Annotated in this window: 11 protein-coding genes, 2 tRNA genes and 3 rRNA genes; 5 read left to right on the forward strand and 11 right to left on the reverse strand. The window is 43.9% G+C overall.

Annotation, left to right across the window (positions count from 1 at the left end; genetic code table 11):
• Position 1: 1 nt before the first annotated feature.
• The 6 genes from AA0Y26_RS16855 to AA0Y26_RS16880 all read right to left on the reverse strand — a co-directional run bounded on the left by AA0Y26_RS16855 (position 2) and on the right by AA0Y26_RS16880 (position 6,343).
• Positions 2–77 (reverse strand) — tRNA-Thr (locus tag AA0Y26_RS16855).
• 9 nt (positions 78–86) lie between these two features.
• Positions 87–162: transfer RNA gene (locus tag AA0Y26_RS16860), tRNA-Val, on the reverse strand.
• Positions 163–172: 10 nt separating this feature from the next.
• A 5S ribosomal RNA gene (rrf, locus tag AA0Y26_RS16865) occupies positions 173–288 on the reverse strand.
• 139 nt (positions 289–427) lie between these two features.
• Positions 428–3,356: ribosomal RNA gene (locus AA0Y26_RS16870) — 23S ribosomal RNA — on the reverse strand.
• A gap of 277 nt (positions 3,357–3,633) precedes the next feature.
• A 16S ribosomal RNA gene (locus tag AA0Y26_RS16875) occupies positions 3,634–5,188 on the reverse strand.
• Together the 16S, 23S and 5S rRNA genes with 2 tRNA genes alongside form the textbook arrangement of a ribosomal RNA operon.
• Positions 5,189–5,440: 252 nt before the next feature.
• Positions 5,441–6,343, reverse strand: coding sequence for a DMT family transporter (locus AA0Y26_RS16880; protein WP_413363210.1), 903 nt, complete (start codon positions 6,341–6,343; stop codon positions 5,441–5,443).
• 79 nt (positions 6,344–6,422) lie between these two features.
• Here AA0Y26_RS16880 and AA0Y26_RS16885 point away from each other — a divergent pair, with 79 nt between their 5' ends.
• Both AA0Y26_RS16885 and AA0Y26_RS16890 read left to right on the forward strand, forming a co-directional pair.
• Positions 6,423–7,139, forward strand: coding sequence for an MgtC/SapB family protein (locus AA0Y26_RS16885; RefSeq protein ID WP_413363211.1), 717 nt, complete (start codon positions 6,423–6,425; stop codon positions 7,137–7,139).
• Positions 7,140–7,194: 55 nt separating this feature from the next.
• Positions 7,195–8,151 (forward strand): cation diffusion facilitator family transporter, encoded by a 957-nt coding sequence (locus AA0Y26_RS16890; RefSeq protein WP_413363212.1) that lies wholly within the window; start codon positions 7,195–7,197, stop codon positions 8,149–8,151.
• A gap of 155 nt (positions 8,152–8,306) precedes the next feature.
• Here the strand turns inward: AA0Y26_RS16890 and AA0Y26_RS16895 are convergent, their stop codons facing one another.
• The 4 genes from AA0Y26_RS16895 to yugI all read right to left on the reverse strand — a co-directional run bounded on the left by AA0Y26_RS16895 (position 8,307) and on the right by yugI (position 13,105).
• Positions 8,307–9,461 (reverse strand): iron-containing alcohol dehydrogenase, encoded by a 1,155-nt coding sequence (locus AA0Y26_RS16895; RefSeq protein WP_413363213.1) that lies wholly within the window; start codon positions 9,459–9,461, stop codon positions 8,307–8,309.
• Between the two features lie 97 nt (positions 9,462–9,558).
• Positions 9,559–10,803 carry a Glu/Leu/Phe/Val family dehydrogenase gene (locus tag AA0Y26_RS16900; protein WP_413363214.1) on the reverse strand — a complete coding sequence of 415 codons (1,245 nt, stop codon included), beginning with the start codon at positions 10,801–10,803 and terminating at the stop codon, positions 9,559–9,561.
• A gap of 206 nt (positions 10,804–11,009) precedes the next feature.
• Positions 11,010–12,551 carry an L-glutamate gamma-semialdehyde dehydrogenase gene (gene pruA, locus AA0Y26_RS16905; RefSeq protein ID WP_413363215.1) on the reverse strand — a complete coding sequence of 514 codons (1,542 nt, stop codon included), beginning with the start codon at positions 12,549–12,551 and terminating at the stop codon, positions 11,010–11,012.
• Positions 12,552–12,730: 179 nt separating this feature from the next.
• Positions 12,731–13,105, reverse strand: coding sequence for a S1 domain-containing post-transcriptional regulator GSP13 (gene yugI / locus AA0Y26_RS16910; RefSeq protein ID WP_413363216.1), 375 nt, complete (start codon positions 13,103–13,105; stop codon positions 12,731–12,733).
• Between the two features lie 245 nt (positions 13,106–13,350).
• On the opposite strand from yugI, the gene AA0Y26_RS16915 reads away from it, so the two are divergent.
• Both AA0Y26_RS16915 and AA0Y26_RS16920 read left to right on the forward strand, forming a co-directional pair.
• The gene (locus AA0Y26_RS16915; RefSeq protein ID WP_413363217.1) at positions 13,351–14,676 is read left to right on the forward strand and encodes a sodium-dependent transporter; all 1,326 of its coding nucleotides are present in this window, start codon (positions 13,351–13,353) and stop codon (positions 14,674–14,676) included.
• A 134-nt stretch (positions 14,677–14,810) separates the two neighbouring features.
• Positions 14,811–15,020: a helix-turn-helix domain-containing protein gene (locus tag AA0Y26_RS16920; protein ID WP_413363218.1), complete on the forward strand. Its 210-nt coding sequence runs from the start codon at positions 14,811–14,813 to the stop codon at positions 15,018–15,020.
• A gap of 24 nt (positions 15,021–15,044) precedes the next feature.
• Here AA0Y26_RS16920 and AA0Y26_RS16925 read toward each other — a convergent pair whose 3' ends face one another.
• On the reverse strand, positions 15,045–15,305 hold the full coding sequence (locus AA0Y26_RS16925; protein WP_413363219.1) for a DUF1871 family protein: 261 nt from the start codon (positions 15,303–15,305) through the stop codon (positions 15,045–15,047).
• 79 nt (positions 15,306–15,384) lie between these two features.
• Here AA0Y26_RS16925 and AA0Y26_RS16930 point away from each other — a divergent pair, with 79 nt between their 5' ends.
• Positions 15,385–16,554 (forward strand): MalY/PatB family protein, encoded by a 1,170-nt coding sequence (locus AA0Y26_RS16930; protein ID WP_413363220.1) that lies wholly within the window; start codon positions 15,385–15,387, stop codon positions 16,552–16,554.
• Positions 16,555–16,564: the final 10 nt, after the last annotated feature.

The raw sequence follows: 16,564 nt of genomic DNA on the forward strand, positions 1-16,564 counted from the left end.
ATGGTGCCGGCGATAGGAGTCGAACCCACGACCTACTGATTACAAGTCAGTTGCTCTACCAACTGAGCTACACCGGCATTTTGAGATGGTGGAGGATGACGGGCTCGAACCGCCGACCCCCTGCTTGTAAGGCAGGTGCTCTCCCAGCTGAGCTAATCCTCCTGGGTATTAAGCGAAGCGATGTCCTACTCTCGCAGGGGGAAGCCCCCAACTACCATTGGCGCTAGAGAGCTTAACTTCCGTGTTCGGTATGGGAACGGGTGTGGCCTCTCTGCCATCATCACTTCACTATTGCATGGATGTAATGGCTTCTGCGCTGCCACAGGATGTGGCGTTCTAGCAGAAGTTCCGCTGACTTCCGTGCTTCTTTGAAAGAAACTTATTCCTTCAAAACTGGATAAACGTTTCATTGTACAGCACACAAAATTTGGTTAAGTCCTCGACCGATTAGTATTCGTCAGCTCCATATGTCGCCATACTTCCACCTCGAACCTATCTACCTGATCGTCTTTCAGGGGTCTTACTTACTTGCGTAATGGGAAATCTCATCTTGAGGGGGGCTTCATGCTTAGATGCTTTCAGCACTTATCCCGTCCATACATAGCTACCCAGCGATGCCCTTGGCAGAACAACTGGTACACCAGCGGTATGTCCATCCCGGTCCTCTCGTACTAAGGACAGCTCCTCTCAAATTTCCTACGCCCACGACGGATAGGGACCGAACTGTCTCACGACGTTCTGAACCCAGCTCGCGTACCGCTTTAATGGGCGAACAGCCCAACCCTTGGGACCGACTACAGCCCCAGGATGCGATGAGCCGACATCGAGGTGCCAAACCTCCCCGTCGATGTGGACTCTTGGGGGAGATAAGCCTGTTATCCCCGGGGTAGCTTTTATCCGTTGAGCGATGGCCCTTCCATGCGGAACCACCGGATCACTAAGCCCGTCTTTCGACCCTGCTCGACTTGTAGGTCTCGCAGTCAAGCTCCCTTGTGCCTTTACACTCTACGAATGATTTCCAACCATTCTGAGGGAACCTTTGGGCGCCTCCGTTACCTTTTAGGAGGCGACCGCCCCAGTCAAACTGTCCGTCTGACACTGTCTCCTGCCCCGATGAGGGGCATGGGTTAGAATTTCAATACAACCAGGGTAGTATCCCACCGACGCCTCCTCCGAAGCTGGCGCTCCGGGCTCTCTGGCTCCTACCTATCCTGTACAAGTTGTACCAAAATTCAATATCAAACTACAGTAAAGCTCCACGGGGTCTTTCCGTCCTGTCGCGGGTAACCTGCATCTTCACAGGTACTATAATTTCACCGAGTCTCTCGTTGAGACAGTGCCCAGATCGTTACGCCTTTCGTGCGGGTCGGAACTTACCCGACAAGGAATTTCGCTACCTTAGGACCGTTATAGTTACGGCCGCCGTTTACTGGGGCTTCAATTCACAGCTTCGCTTGCGCTAACCGCTCCTCTTAACCTTCCAGCACCGGGCAGGCGTCAGCCCCTATACGTCACCTTACGGTTTTGCAGAGACCTGTGTTTTTGCTAAACAGTCGCCTGGGCCTATTCACTGCGGCTCTCTCGGGCTTTCACCCTACCAGAGCACCCCTTCTCCCGAAGTTACGGGGTCATTTTGCCGAGTTCCTTAACGAGAGTTCTCTCGCACACCTTAGGATTCTCTCCTCGACTACCTGTGTCGGTTTGCGGTACGGGTACCTCCCACCTCGATAGAGGCTTTTCTTGGCAGTGTGAGATCAGGAACTTCGTCCATACGGACTCGTCATCACAGCTCAACGTTACAGTGTGCGGATTTGCCTACACACACGCCTTACTGCTTGAACAGAGACAACCAACGCTCTGCTTACCCTACCCTACTGCGTCCCCCCATTTCTCAAACGGTGGGGAGGTAGTACAGGAATATCAACCTGTTGTCCATCGCCTACGCCTGTCGGCCTCGGCTTAGGTCCCGACTAACCCTGAGCGGACGAGCCTTCCTCAGGAAACCTTAGTCATACGGTGGACGGGATTCTCACCCGTCTTTCGCTACTCATACCGGCATTCTCACTTCTAACCGCTCCACCAGTCCTTCCGGTCTGACTTCAACGCAGTTAGAACGCTCTCCTACCACTGACATCAAAGATGTCAATCCACAGCTTCGGTGAATCGTTTAGCCCCGATACATTTTCGGCGCAGCGTCACTCGACCAGTGAGCTATTACGCACTCTTTAAATGATGGCTGCTTCTAAGCCAACATCCTGGTTGTCTAAGCAACGCCACATCCTTTTCCACTTAACGATTACTTTGGGACCTTAGCTGGTGGTCTGGGCTGTTTCCCTTTTGACTACGGATCTTATCACTCGCAGTCTGACTCCCGTGTATAAATATCCGGCATTCGGAGTTTGTCTGAATTCGGTAAAGCGAGATGCCCCCCTAGTCCAAACAGTGCTCTACCTCCGGTATTCTCAATCACGAGGCTAGCCCTAAAGCTATTTCGGAGAGAACCAGCTATCTCCAAGTTCGATTGGAATTTCTCCGCTACCCACACCTCATCCCCGCACTTTTCAACGTGCGTGGGTTCGGGCCTCCAGTAAGTGTTACCTCACCTTCACCCTGGACATGGGTAGATCACCTGGTTTCGGGTCTACGACCACGTACTATTTCGCCCTATTCAGACTCGCTTTCGCTGCGGCTCCGTTTTCTCAACTTAACCTCGCACGTAATCGTAACTCGCCGGTTCATTCTACAAAAGGCACGCTATCACCCATTAACGGGCTCTAACTACTTGTAGGCACACGGTTTCAGGTTCTCTTTCACTCCCCTCCCGGGGTGCTTTTCACCTTTCCCTCACGGTACTGGTTCACTATCGGTCACTAGGTAGTATTTAGCCTTGGGAGATGGTCCTCCCGGATTCCGACGGAATTTCACGTGTTCCGCCGTACTCAGGATCCACTCTGGAGGGAATGACTTTTTGGCTACAGGGCTTTTACCTGCTCTGGCGGACCTTTCCAAGTCGCTTCGCCTAAATCATTCCTTTGTAACTCCGTATAGAGTGTCCTACAACCCCAAGAGGCAAGCCTCTTGGTTTGGGCTCTTCCCGTTTCGCTCGCCGCTACTCAGGGAATCGAATTTTCTTTCTCTTCCTCCAGGTACTTAGATGTTTCAGTTCCCTGGGTCTGTCTCTAACGCGCTATGAATTCACGCGAAAGTACTGCGCGATTAAACGCAGTGGGTTCCCCCATTCGGAAATCCCCGGATCAAAGCTTACTTACAGCTCCCCGAGGCATATCGGTGTTAGTGCCGTCCTTCATCGACTCCTAGTGCCAAGGCATCCACCGTGCGCCCTTATTAACTTAACCAATAAGTTAACGCTAACTCGAAGAGTTAGACTTCAGTTTACACGTCAATTACTTGACTTGTTTGACTCATATCTATTTAAAGATAGAAATTTGTGTTTGCTTTCAATGTCGTTTTATCCAGTTTTCAAAGAACAAGTGCGCTACCTGTGTCTACTTCTTCGCACATTTGCGACGAGTAACCGCAGGAGCAAGTTTTGAAAGTATGAACTTTCAAAACTGAACAGCAAGAACGTTAACGTACATCACAGCGTGATGCACTTCCGAAAAATATCCTTAGAAAGGAGGTGATCCAGCCGCACCTTCCGATACGGCTACCTTGTTACGACTTCACCCCAATCATCTATCCCACCTTCGGCGGCTGGCTCCAAAAGGTTACCTCACCGACTTCGGGTGTTACAAACTCTCGTGGTGTGACGGGCGGTGTGTACAAGGCCCGGGAACGTATTCACCGCGGCATGCTGATCCGCGATTACTAGCGATTCCGGCTTCATGTAGGCGAGTTGCAGCCTACAATCCGAACTGAGAACGGTTTTATCGGATTAGCTCCCCCTCGCGGGTTGGCAACCGTTTGTACCGTCCATTGTAGCACGTGTGTAGCCCAGGTCATAAGGGGCATGATGATTTGACGTCATCCCCACCTTCCTCCGGTTTGTCACCGGCAGTCTCCTTAGAGTGCCCAACTAAATGATGGCAACTAAGAACAAGGGTTGCGCTCGTTGCGGGACTTAACCCAACATCTCACGACACGAGCTGACGACAACCATGCACCACCTGTCACCGTTGTCCCCGAAGGGAAAACTGTATCTCTACAGTGGTCAATGGGATGTCAAGACCTGGTAAGGTTCTTCGCGTTGCTTCGAATTAAACCACATGCTCCACCGCTTGTGCGGGCCCCCGTCAATTCCTTTGAGTTTCAGTCTTGCGACCGTACTCCCCAGGCGGAGTGCTTAATGCGTTAGCTGCAGCACTAAGGGGCGGAAACCCCCTAACACTTAGCACTCATCGTTTACGGCGTGGACTACCAGGGTATCTAATCCTGTTTGCTCCCCACGCTTTCGCGCCTCAGCGTCAGTTACAGACCAGAAAGTCGCCTTCGCCACTGGTGTTCCTCCAAATCTCTACGCATTTCACCGCTACACTTGGAATTCCACTTTCCTCTTCTGCACTCAAGTCCCCCAGTTTCCAATGACCCTCCACGGTTGAGCCGTGGGCTTTCACATCAGACTTAAAGGACCGCCTGCGCGCGCTTTACGCCCAATAATTCCGGACAACGCTTGCCACCTACGTATTACCGCGGCTGCTGGCACGTAGTTAGCCGTGGCTTTCTAATAAGGTACCGTCAAGGTACAGCCAGTTACTACTGTACTTGTTCTTCCCTTACAACAGAGTTTTACGAACCGAAATCCTTCTTCACTCACGCGGCGTTGCTCCATCAGACTTTCGTCCATTGTGGAAGATTCCCTACTGCTGCCTCCCGTAGGAGTCTGGGCCGTGTCTCAGTCCCAGTGTGGCCGATCACCCTCTCAGGTCGGCTACGCATCGTTGCCTTGGTGAGCCGTTACCTCACCAACTAGCTAATGCGCCGCGGGCCCATCCTGTAGCGATAGCAGAACCATCTTTCAACTTTCTAACATGAGATAGAAAGTATCATCCGGTATTAGCCCCGGTTTCCCGGAGTTATCCCAGACTACAGGGCAGGTTGCCCACGTGTTACTCACCCGTCCGCCGCTAACGTTAAGTCGGTGCAAGCACCAACAAAACGTCCGCTCGACTTGCATGTATTAGGCACGCCGCCAGCGTTCGTCCTGAGCCAGGATCAAACTCTCCATAAAAAGTAGTTTGAGTTAAGCTCAAAATGTTGCTGACTATTATTTTAGTCAAGTTGTCTCTTTCATTTAAGAAAGAAAATTATTGTTAACGTCTTGCTTGTTCAGTTTTCAAAGTTCATTTCGTCGTTATTGGCGACTTTATTATAATAACTCATCCTTAATTCGATGTCAACTCTATTCTAAAATGTTTTCGATCTTATTCATAGGGTTGCTGTCTCGTTAAGGACAAGTAATAATATACAACATCTTTTTGTACTATGCAATAGTTTTCTTAAAAAAACTTTTCAGCTTTTTAATATCAATAATAAACAACGATATACCACCTACTACAACTAACCCGCCTATTATTTGAGAAGCAATTAATTTTTCCGCAAAAATAAAATACGCAAAAATTGCGGCACCCACTGGTTCAAATAATATTGCAATAGAAATAGTATTTGTACTCACCCACTTAAGGGCCCAATTGAATAAGGTATGCCCCAAAAGGTTAGGCACAATCGCTAACATAATGAACCAAAACCAATCTGTTGATTCATAAGGACCAAATGATTGTCCCATTATTAATACATAAAAAAACAAACAAATTGTACTTACACTATAGACCACCATTGTATAGGTCATTAAGGATAGTCTTTGCCGAACATCCTGACCAAATAGCAGGTAACCCGTTATAAGTGCACAAGCAATCAATGCTAGTATATCCCCATAAAGGGCCGAGCCGCTGACACGGAAATCTCCCCAGCTGATCAAGAAACTCCCAACAATCGCTACACTACCTGCTACAATAGATTGGAGCGATATTTTCTCTTTAAAGAAAATGTATGTACCGATAAATGCAAATAGCGGCTGAAGAGTAACTAATACAGTAGAACTCGCTACAGAAGTGTAATTCAATGATTCAAACCATAAAATAAAATGAAAAGCTAAAAATACGCCTGCAATTGTCGAGAAAATCCAATCCTTCTTATGAAGCAGCTTTATTTCCCCACGGTATTTCAAGAAAAACACCGGACTCATAATAAGGATCGAAAAGAACATACGATAAAAAGCAATTACAGCCGATTCAGCATTCGCCAGTTTAACAAAAATCGCTGACATTGAAACCGAGGCAACTCCGATAATAATCGCTATGTATGGTCTTGCCTTTTCATTAAACATATACTCACCCCCTTAGCCTCATTTATTTTACACCAACTATGTTTATTCGCAATACGAAATATAAGAAAGGATGATTAATATGGATTTCTTACTAAGTGATTCGTTGTCTATTGAAATATTAATTAAATTAGTGATTGCCGGTACTTTAAGTTTAATAATCGGTATTGAAAGGGAATTAAAAAAGAAGCCAGTCGGTTTAAAGACCAGTCTTGTTATTGCCACTTTCAGTTGTTTACTTACAACAATTTCTATTGAAACAGCGTATATGACTCCTCCAAGAGATGATATTAACATTACGATGGATCCGTTACGCTTGGCAGCTCAGGTAGTGAGTGGTATAGGCTTTCTCGGAGCCGGTGTCATTTTACGCAGAGGAAATGACAGTATAACAGGTTTAACGACAGCTGCCATGATTTGGGGAGCAGCTGGTATTGGGATTGCCGTAGGAGCCGGTTTTTATTTTCAGGCATTCGCGACTGTGCTCATTGTAGTAATTGGTATCGAATTAATCGCTCCATTTCTTATCAAAATCGGGCCAAAAAGGTTACGTATGCGAGAGTTATCATTGAAGATGATGATTACTGATATTTCGAAACTACCAGTGCTAATTGATAGAATGACCAAGCATGATCTGGTGATTGAGCATGTCGGCATACGCGATTTCCCTATGAAGGATGATATCTCTCGCCATGAGGTAAACATCCGCTTCTCCACTCTCATCCCAAAGGATACATTCTGGATCTACACGATTTTACATGAGCTTGAATTTATCGAGCGAATCGAGATTGATTTTTAATGTATGGGAGAAGGCTATATGGGGCAACTTATTCTACTAATAAGGAGGACGATATATGGGACAGTTTTTCCTACTATTAAAAGAAGGGAACAGACCCTCTCTTATCGCTGCATTAGTCAATTCTTTTTTAGGCATCATTAAAGGGGCAGCCTTCTTCTTTACTGGTAATGTCGCCATGTTTGCAGAAATGATGCATTCATTCGGGGATGCAGCAAATCAATTCTTTGTTTACATTGGTTCAGCTTTATCTAAAAAGGCTCCTACCCCAAAATTTCCGAACGGCTACGGAAGGGTTGTCAATCTCGTCTGTCTCGGTGCCGTGCTTATTGTAGCCATCCTTTCCTATGAAACAATTAAAGAGGGGTGGCATCATTTTATGCATCCCGCTGATGAATCCACTGGCGTACTTATTGCTCTCGGCGTCTTGGCAATCGGAATTGCTTTAGAAGGCTTTGTCCTTCATAAAGCAGCCAAAGAAGTTTTACATGAAGTAAATGTTGAACACACTGGAATCATGGCTGTTCCTATATCAGCGAAATATTTAAACCGGGCTAAGCCCGCCACCAAGCTTGTATGGATGGAAGACTTAGTAGCCACAAGCGGGAATGTGCTGGCATTTGTTGCTATTGTTATCGCCTACTTTACAGGCTTCCATCGTATTGAAGGGCTTGTATCGATGATTATCGGACTCATGATGTTTTATGTAGTGGGCCGCGTCTTCCTTGATAATGCAAGAGGCGCAATCGGTGAGACAGATGAAGAGATGATGATTCACATTGGACAACTTGTGATGGAAGATCCCCATGTAAAAGATATTGCCCGTATTGAGGTTATTAAAGAAGGGGAATTTCTTCATGTGGAGTTAGTGGCAGAGACAAATCCAGAATTATCACTCGCCTATCTCGATGACGTACGCGATGAGCTGACTAAATTAATCATGGCTCAAAAAGGCGTTACCAAAGTAACGATTGCATTTGATGAGGACGACCAAGTGACACTTTGGAAACAATAATCATAAAGCAGGACTCCTTCTACCAAGGAAGTCCTGCTTTAATATTATAAGCTAGCCTAAAGACTAACCTCTTAACGTCAGCTAACTAATTCTTTACGTTTCGGATTTACATACTCTCCTAGCAAATAGCTATTTCTGCATATAAAGCCTGATTCTTACAGGGATGCCTCTAAAATAGCACGAACATCTTGCCGATCGAGCTTATTAAAGTTTCCGAAAGGTCCATTAAACATTGTGTGCTCAATGATGCCATCGAAATCTGCATCTGTAATATTATAATCCGCTAGACGACTCGGAGCCCCAATCGACTTCCAAAATGCACTCAAACGTTCAATCCCTTCCGTTGCTACTTCTTCCTCAGTTCGATCTTGACGCTCTACACCGAAGACTTTTTCTGCCATTCGAGCAAAACGCGCCGGATTGATCTGCAGATTATGACGCATCCAGTTTGGTAAAAGAATCGCTAGACCGCCTGCATGTGGGATATCATAATAGGCTGAAACAGCATGCTCAATATTATGAGTTGCCCAGTCTCCTCGAGAACCAATTGATAAGAAACCGTTCAGCCCCATTGTACCAGCAAGCATCAGCGTTTCACGGTGTTCATAGTTGTCCGGCTCCTTCAGTACTTTTGGTGCTACTTCAATAATTGTACGTAGAATCCCTTCACTCATTTCGTCTGTAATTGGGGTATTTGTCGCATTATTAAAATACTGTTCGAAGATGTGTGTCATCGTATCTACCACACCATTTACTGTTTGATCTGCTGGTACGGTAAACGTATAGCTTGGATCTAAAATTGAAAATGCAGGGAAAGTAGCCGGGCTGCCCCAACCTAATTTTTCTTTCGTTTCTAGATTCGTAATAACAGATCCGGAATTCATTTCCGATGCAGTGGCAGCTAGAGTTAGCACTGTTCCCAGCGGAAGAGCTTCTGTTGCAATAACCTTCTTTTTAACTAGGTCCCAAGCATCCTCTTCAATTTTAGCTCCAGCAGCAATTAGTTTCGCACAATCGATTACTGATCCGCCGCCAACTGCCAGAACTAAATCAATCCCTTCCTGCTTACAAATCTCGATTCCTTTGCGAGCTGTTGAAACACGCGGGTTAGGTTCAACACCGGAAAGTTCGAAGATTTCTTTTCCTGCCAATGCTTTTGTTACATCCTCATAGACACCATTCTTTTTAATACTGCCTCCTCCATAAACAATCAGCACTTTATGATATGGAAGCACTTCTTTTACTAACTGTTCAATACTGTTCTTTCCAAAATGTAGTCTGACTGGATTCCAAAACGTAAAACTATTCATTTCCTAACACCTCTTCTGCTTAATATTAGTAAGATCGCCCTTTCCTATCCATAAAAAAAAGCTATGTGAGTACTCACATAGCTCTATTTTATACGTATTAGACCCATCCACGGAAGCGAGAAGCTTCGGCCGTACGACGAACACCTACCATATACGCCGCCAGACGCATATTGATGTTTCGGTTTGTTGCTGTTGTATAGACATTTTCAAATGCATCTACCATTTTGCGGTACAATTTCTCGCGCACTTCTTCTTCTGTCCAATAGTATCCTTGATTGTTTTGTACCCATTCAAAGTAGGATACTGTTACACCACCAGCTGATGCAAGAACATCCGGCACTAAAAGAATTCCACGGTCTGTTAGAATTTTTGTTGCTTCTGCTGTTGTAGGACCATTTGCAGCTTCCACCACAATATCAGCTTTGATATTATGTGCGTTTTCAGCTGTGATTTGGTTTTCTATAGCAGCTGGGACTAAAATATCGCAGTCTAGTTCCAGAAGCTCTTTGTTTGTAATTGTATTTTCAAATAATGTGGTAACAGTACCAAATGAATCACGACGATCTAATAAGTAATCAATATCAAGTCCGTTTGGATCATGAAGAGCACCGTATGCATCGGAAATACCGATAACTTTCACGCCTAAATCACTCATGAATTTTGCTAGGAAGCTTCCTGCGTTACCGAAACCTTGAATTACGACACGTGCATCTTTAATATCGAGTCCACGTTTTTTCGCCGCCTCCTGAATAACAATCGTAACACCTTCTGCTGTTGCACGGTCGCGGCCTTGCGATCCACCAAGAACAATTGGTTTACCTGTGATAAAACCAGGTGAGTTGAATTCATCCATTCGGCTATATTCATCCATCATCCATGCCATAATTTGTGCATTTGTGAAAACGTCCGGTGCCGGAATATCCTTAGTAGGACCTACTACTTGGCTAATTGCACGAACGTAACCACGGCTTAAACGTTCCAATTCACCCATAGACATTTGACGCGGGTCGCAGATAATACCGCCCTTACCGCCTCCATAAGGAAGGTCGACAATACCACACTTCAATGTCATCCACATAGAAAGCGCCTTTACCTCTTCTTCGCTAACCATTGGGTGGAAACGTACACCACCTTTTGTTGGACCTACTGCGTCAGAGTGCTGCGCACGATAACCAGTAAATACTTTTGTAGTGCCATCATCCATTTTTACAGGGATACGCACAGTTAGCAGACGCAGCGGCTCTTTCAGTAAATCATACATTGCTTCGTCATAGCCAAGCTTGCCTAACGCTTCTTGAATAACTTCCTGTGTTGATGTGAATAGGTTTAAATTTTCAGCCATTATATATTCGCCTCTTTAAATTTAATTAGTGATAACGCCAACATTGTAACATACTTCTTATAAGAATTGGCTATTATTTTGTCACATTTTGAACACTTTTAAGATTTTGTTTACTTAGTCATGGGTACGCTTACATTAAGTGTTAATTAACATGAATAATTAGTGATTTTCGACCTATTGATTGACGCAGCCATGTCACTTTACAGTTAAAAGTTTTCACATATAGTTTTTGATTGCATATAAAGCTTTAAGTAATCTGGTCCCCCTGCTTTTGAAGTAACACCAGATTTAATTCCACCAAAAGGTTGATAGCCAACAACGGCACCTGTACACCCCCGGTTAATATAAAGATTCCCTACATGAAATTCCATACAGGCCTGCTCTATATGCATGCGGTTATTCGATATAACTGTACCTGTTAATCCACACTCAGTATCATTTGCAATTTCAAGAGCTTCCGTAAAATCCTTTGCTTTCGTCATCGCCAATACAGGCCCAATAATTTCTTCTTTCATAATACGAGCAGAACGATCCACATCAGCGAAAATAGTCGGCTCAATGTAATAACCTACAGAGTCATCACTTCCTCCTCCAGCTATAAGCCGTCCTTCTGATTTTCCTATTTCAATATACTCTGTAGTTTTCTTAAAGGCATCATCGTCAATAACAGGTGCTAGAGAGTTTTCAGGATCAGCTGGATCGCCCACTTTTAACTCTTTCGTTAATTTTGCTACTTCACTGACTATCTGATCATACACTTCCTCTACAATGACCGCTCGAGAAGATGTGGAACGGTTTTGACCCGAAAAACTAAAGGCAGATTGCACAATAGACTGTGCTGCAAACTCTAAATCTGCCTCATGGTCCACTACGATTGTATTCTTTCCGCCCATTTCAGCAATGATGTGCTTTATCCAAAATTGGCCTTGCACAAATTTTGATGCTCTTTCATTGATACGAAGACCTGCTTCTCGGGAACCTGTAAAGCTGATGAACCTAGTTTTCGGATGGTCAACTAAATAGTCTCTTACTTCTGCACCGCTTCCCGGAATAAAGTTCAGCACACCTACAGGCAGCCCTGCCTCCTCCATGACTTCTACGAACTTATAAGCAATAACCGGAGCGGCAGAGGCGGGATTCAGTAGTACTGTATTCCCTGTTACAATAGCGGCTGCAGTCATACCTGCCATACTGGCGAATGGGGAGTTCCATGAGGGAAGAACTATCCCTGCACCCAGTGGAATATATTCATAACGATTGAGCTCGCTCAATCGGCTTTGAACTGGCTCACCACTCTTCAACCGCAGCATTTCTCTCCCATAATACTCTAGAAAGTCTATCGCTTCAGCTGTATCAGCATCCGCTTCTTTCCAGGGCTTCCCTGCTTCTTTCGTTAGTAATGCGGAAAACTCGAATTTACGGCGGCGAAGAATTGCTGAAGCTTTAAATAAAATATTTGCCCTGATTTCCGGCTTTACATTTCTCCATGTTTTATACTTTTCTTGTGCGACTTCCATTGTCTGCTGTGCATGGCCGATTGTTGCATTAGAAACCGTACCCACAACTTCTGATTTTTTTGCCGGATTATAGGATATGAACTTTTTCTCTGCAGGAATGCGCTCTCCCCCAATGATAAGCGGATAGTTCTTCCCTAGCTCCAACCCTAACTTCTCAAGCTCTTGTTTATAAGCCAATCGATTTTCAGCAGATGAAAAATCGGTGAGTGGTTCATGTTTGTATGAATTCATATACTATCTCCTCTGCTAACATTCACATTTAAAGGAAGCTCTCATTTCTCATATGCCCATATAGTAAACTTATTATGCCTCATCAAGTGATTACCCTTTTTACACAAAATTAAAAGGTACAGAGAAAAACAATCTCCGCACCTATTTATCCGCCCTTATTTAATATAAACACATTTTTGTTACTCGCCCGCTTGGTTAATCCAATCCTGAAGCTTACTCTTTAGCACTTGAAAACCATTGGCATCATCTTCATCTACACGATCTTGGAGTGATTTACGCGGCAATTGCTCACGTTTTTTAGGGTGGGGTACTTCGTGTAATACCCGGATCGATAAGCTGATCTTCTTTGCCTCATCATCCACTTCCAGCACCTTTACTGTAATATCATCTCCAACCTTTAAATAATCATGAACGTCCTTTACAAACCCATACGTAATTTCTGAAATATGAACAAGCCCCTGTGTGTTTTCGTCCAATGCCACAAATGCCCCGTACGGCTGGATACCTGTAACTTTACCAGTTAGCACGTCACCTACTTCATATTTTTTTGCCATAGCTTAATCCTACTTTCTCTTTACTTATATACGAAAATGTCATGTTAAATTATAACATATCGGAAGATACGCCACAAAGAATGTCCCGTATATCATTTATGCTTATCTTCATCTACTTTTCTATCCTTTATTTTTCTTACTTTAAAGTCAGTAGATAAATTTCAGAAATTTTTAGAGAATAACTATGTTTTCATTAGGAAATGCGTTAAAATGAATACGTTTTTTACTTTTAAGGAGGTTTTACTTTGTCATCAAGAGATCAATTCGCCTCCAAGATCGGTTTCGTACTAGCAGCAGCTGGTAGCGCAATCGGGCTTGGGGCAATTTGGAAATTTCCGTATATGGCAGGAACGAATGGAGGAAGTGTCTTCATTCTGCTGTTCATTCTATGTACAGTCGTCATCGGACTTCCGATTTTAATTGCAGAATTTATGATTGGTCGCCGTGGTCAGCTTGATCCGATCAATTCATTTAAATCGCAGGCTCCTGGAAAGCCATGGTATATGGTTGGCTGGCTCGGGCTTATAGCATGCGGTATTATACTATCATTTTACAGCGTTGTAGGTGGTTGGATTTTAAGCTATCTATTCCGAGCTGTTACATTACAATTAACAGGACAGGGATTGGACTTCGCTGCTTTATTTAGCAATATCATTGCAAATCCTTTTGAGGTGCTCATTGCCCAAGGCGCATTCATGTTACTAACCTTACTAATTGTTCAAGCAGGCATTAAAGGCGGTATTGAAGTCGCGAGTAAATGGATGATGCCCCTGCTATTCATCTTCTTTATCCTGTTATTTATCCGCTCTGTGACTTTAGATGGTGCCATGGAAGGCATAAAATTCATGTTTGTACCGGATTGGTCATATTTAAATATTCAAACGTTACTATTGGCACTCGGACAGGCCTTCTTCTCCCTTAGTGTCGGCGTTTCAGCGATGATCACCTACTCTTCCTATTTATCTCCAAAGGAAAATATCGTAAGTTCTGCCGGTAACGTGGCAATTATGAATATCCTTATTTCTATATTGGCTGGTCTCGTCATTTTTCCGGCAGTTTTCGCACTTGACTACTCCCCAGAGCAAGGACCGGGGCTTGTGTTCGTCATTCTACCTGCCGTATTTGAGCAATTGCCTATGGGTGGCTTGTTCTTGATCATCTTCTTTATTTTAATTTTATTCGCAACTGTCACTTCCGCTATTGCCATGCTGGAAGTTGTAGTAGCAATTGGGATTGGACAGAAGACGCAAGGCCGTAAACGTGCTTCGTGGATCTTCGCTGCTATTATCTTCCTTGTCGGAATTCCAAGCGCCCTATCCTACGGAGTGATGAGCGACTTTACGATTATGGGGAAAAATTTCTTTGATTTTGCCGACTATATAACAAGCAGTATATTAATGCCGATTGGTGCATTACTAATTTCGTTATTTGCCGGCTTTCATTATTCGAAAAAGATTTCGCAACAAGAGCTGCGCTCCTCTTCACTTCTCTTTACAATTTGGATAACGATTGTACGTTACGTTGCACCGGTTGCTATTCTGATAATTTTAATAAGAAGCGCTTTTGCATAAAAAAAGCTGGACTCTTCGTCTTCCGAGTCCAGCTTTTAAGTTTCAATTTTTAGACAAAAAAGGGTCATTTACCGGAATGCTTACGTATTATAATGAACTTATATAGTAAAAATTTGAGAGGATGTGCTCGCTTGATGAGAATTGCGTTACATGAGTTATTAAAACAGCTGCGGGAAGAACGGAACTGGTCTCTTGAGGATTTATCACTGAAAACACAACTTGGAGTTGAAAAATTATCTATGTACGAAAGAGGTGAGTCAACACCTTCCATTCAGACAATCCTAAAACTTTCGAATGTTTTGGAAGTTCCAGCCTCTAACTTAATGGATACACTACAGAATTAAAAAACTCGGCAAAAGCCGAGTTTTTTAAATAATGCACTTTGCTTCATATTTGATCGCAATTAGCTTGCGGGCGATTTCAACACAATCCTCAAAAGGTATCCACTGTTCAAAGGAAAGCTCATATACTTGCTGAATGACTTTTCCGAGCTTACTTGGATCATCGATTACTTGAAGAGCTGCAACTACATCTGCCGTTTCCGTATCATAACCATTTTCCCCTATTTTAAATGGATCCCACTTTGCAAGCATCGCAACAGCTTTTTTATTCATTTCAATATTTTCCACGGTAACTCCCCTGACTACTCTTTTCATTATTTTGTATGATAACATAACTATCATACTAACTAAAGAAAAGAGTGATAGTATGTCGATTTTTAACGAAGCACACGTAAGAAGAAGCACACGCTCGGTAAAGTGGGACAAAATGGATACAGTTTATAGTCTTGCTGATGCATCAGAAATTTTACCGATGTGGGTGGCAGATATGGATTTTGCCGCTCCACAACAAATCATTGATGCTTTACATCAACGCCTGGAACATCCCGTTTTTGGATACTCCTATGTTTGTGACGAATGTAAAGATTCCATTGTTTCCTGGTTTGAAAAACGTCATCACTGGACGATTGATCCATCGACAATTCTATTTAATCAGGGGGTTGTACCGGCTATTGCCAGCATAGTAGAAACCTTTACTGAACCCGGAGATAAAATTGCCATTTCCACACCTGTCTATCCCCCATTCTTTAATGTACCAAAGCACCAGCAGCGAGAAATCGTTTCATGTGATCTAGTGGAAAATGGCGGGACTTATCATTATGACTTCCACCAGCTAGAGGAGACATTTAAACAAGGGGTAAAACTGTATATTTTATGCAACCCTCATAATCCTGGAGGAATCGTATGGTCACAGGAAGACTTGGAGCACCTTGTCGAGCTTGCCATTCAATATGATGTCATTATTATTTCAGACGAAATTCACGCTGATCTGCTGATTGACGGCAGCAAACACATCCCTTTATTGACGGTGAAACGTGCGGATGAAGCAAACATTATTACATGCATCGCTCCTACGAAAACATTTAATATCGCAGGCATCCAGGCTGCCATGATGGTCGTACCAAACCGAAACTTCCGTGCAAAATTGGAGCAGCATGCCCTTGCCCACGGTCAATTCGAGCTGAACACATTTGCTTCTGCAGCTATTCAAGCTGCCTATTCACATGGAGAAGCTTGGCTCGATGAACTACTAGACTATTTATCTAAAAATATGGACTATGTTATCCAAGAGTTGACTGCAATCCCAGGTATCCAAATAGCAAAGCCACAAGCAACTTACTTGTTATGGATTGATTACCGTGCTACGGGAATAGAAGAAAAAGAAGTAATGGAACGTCTATTAACAGTCGGAAAGCTAGCCCTCGAACCAGGTACTAAATACGGGGAAGCAGGCCGCGGATTTTTACGAATGAATGTTGCTGCCCCATTTGAAACAATAAAAGACGGGGTCCAAAGATTTAAAAAGGCTTTTGAATAAACCCTTCCTA

Source organism: Lysinibacillus canaveralius (genome assembly GCF_047301505.1).
Taxonomy (GTDB): domain Bacteria; phylum Bacillota; class Bacilli; order Bacillales_A; family Planococcaceae; genus Lysinibacillus_B.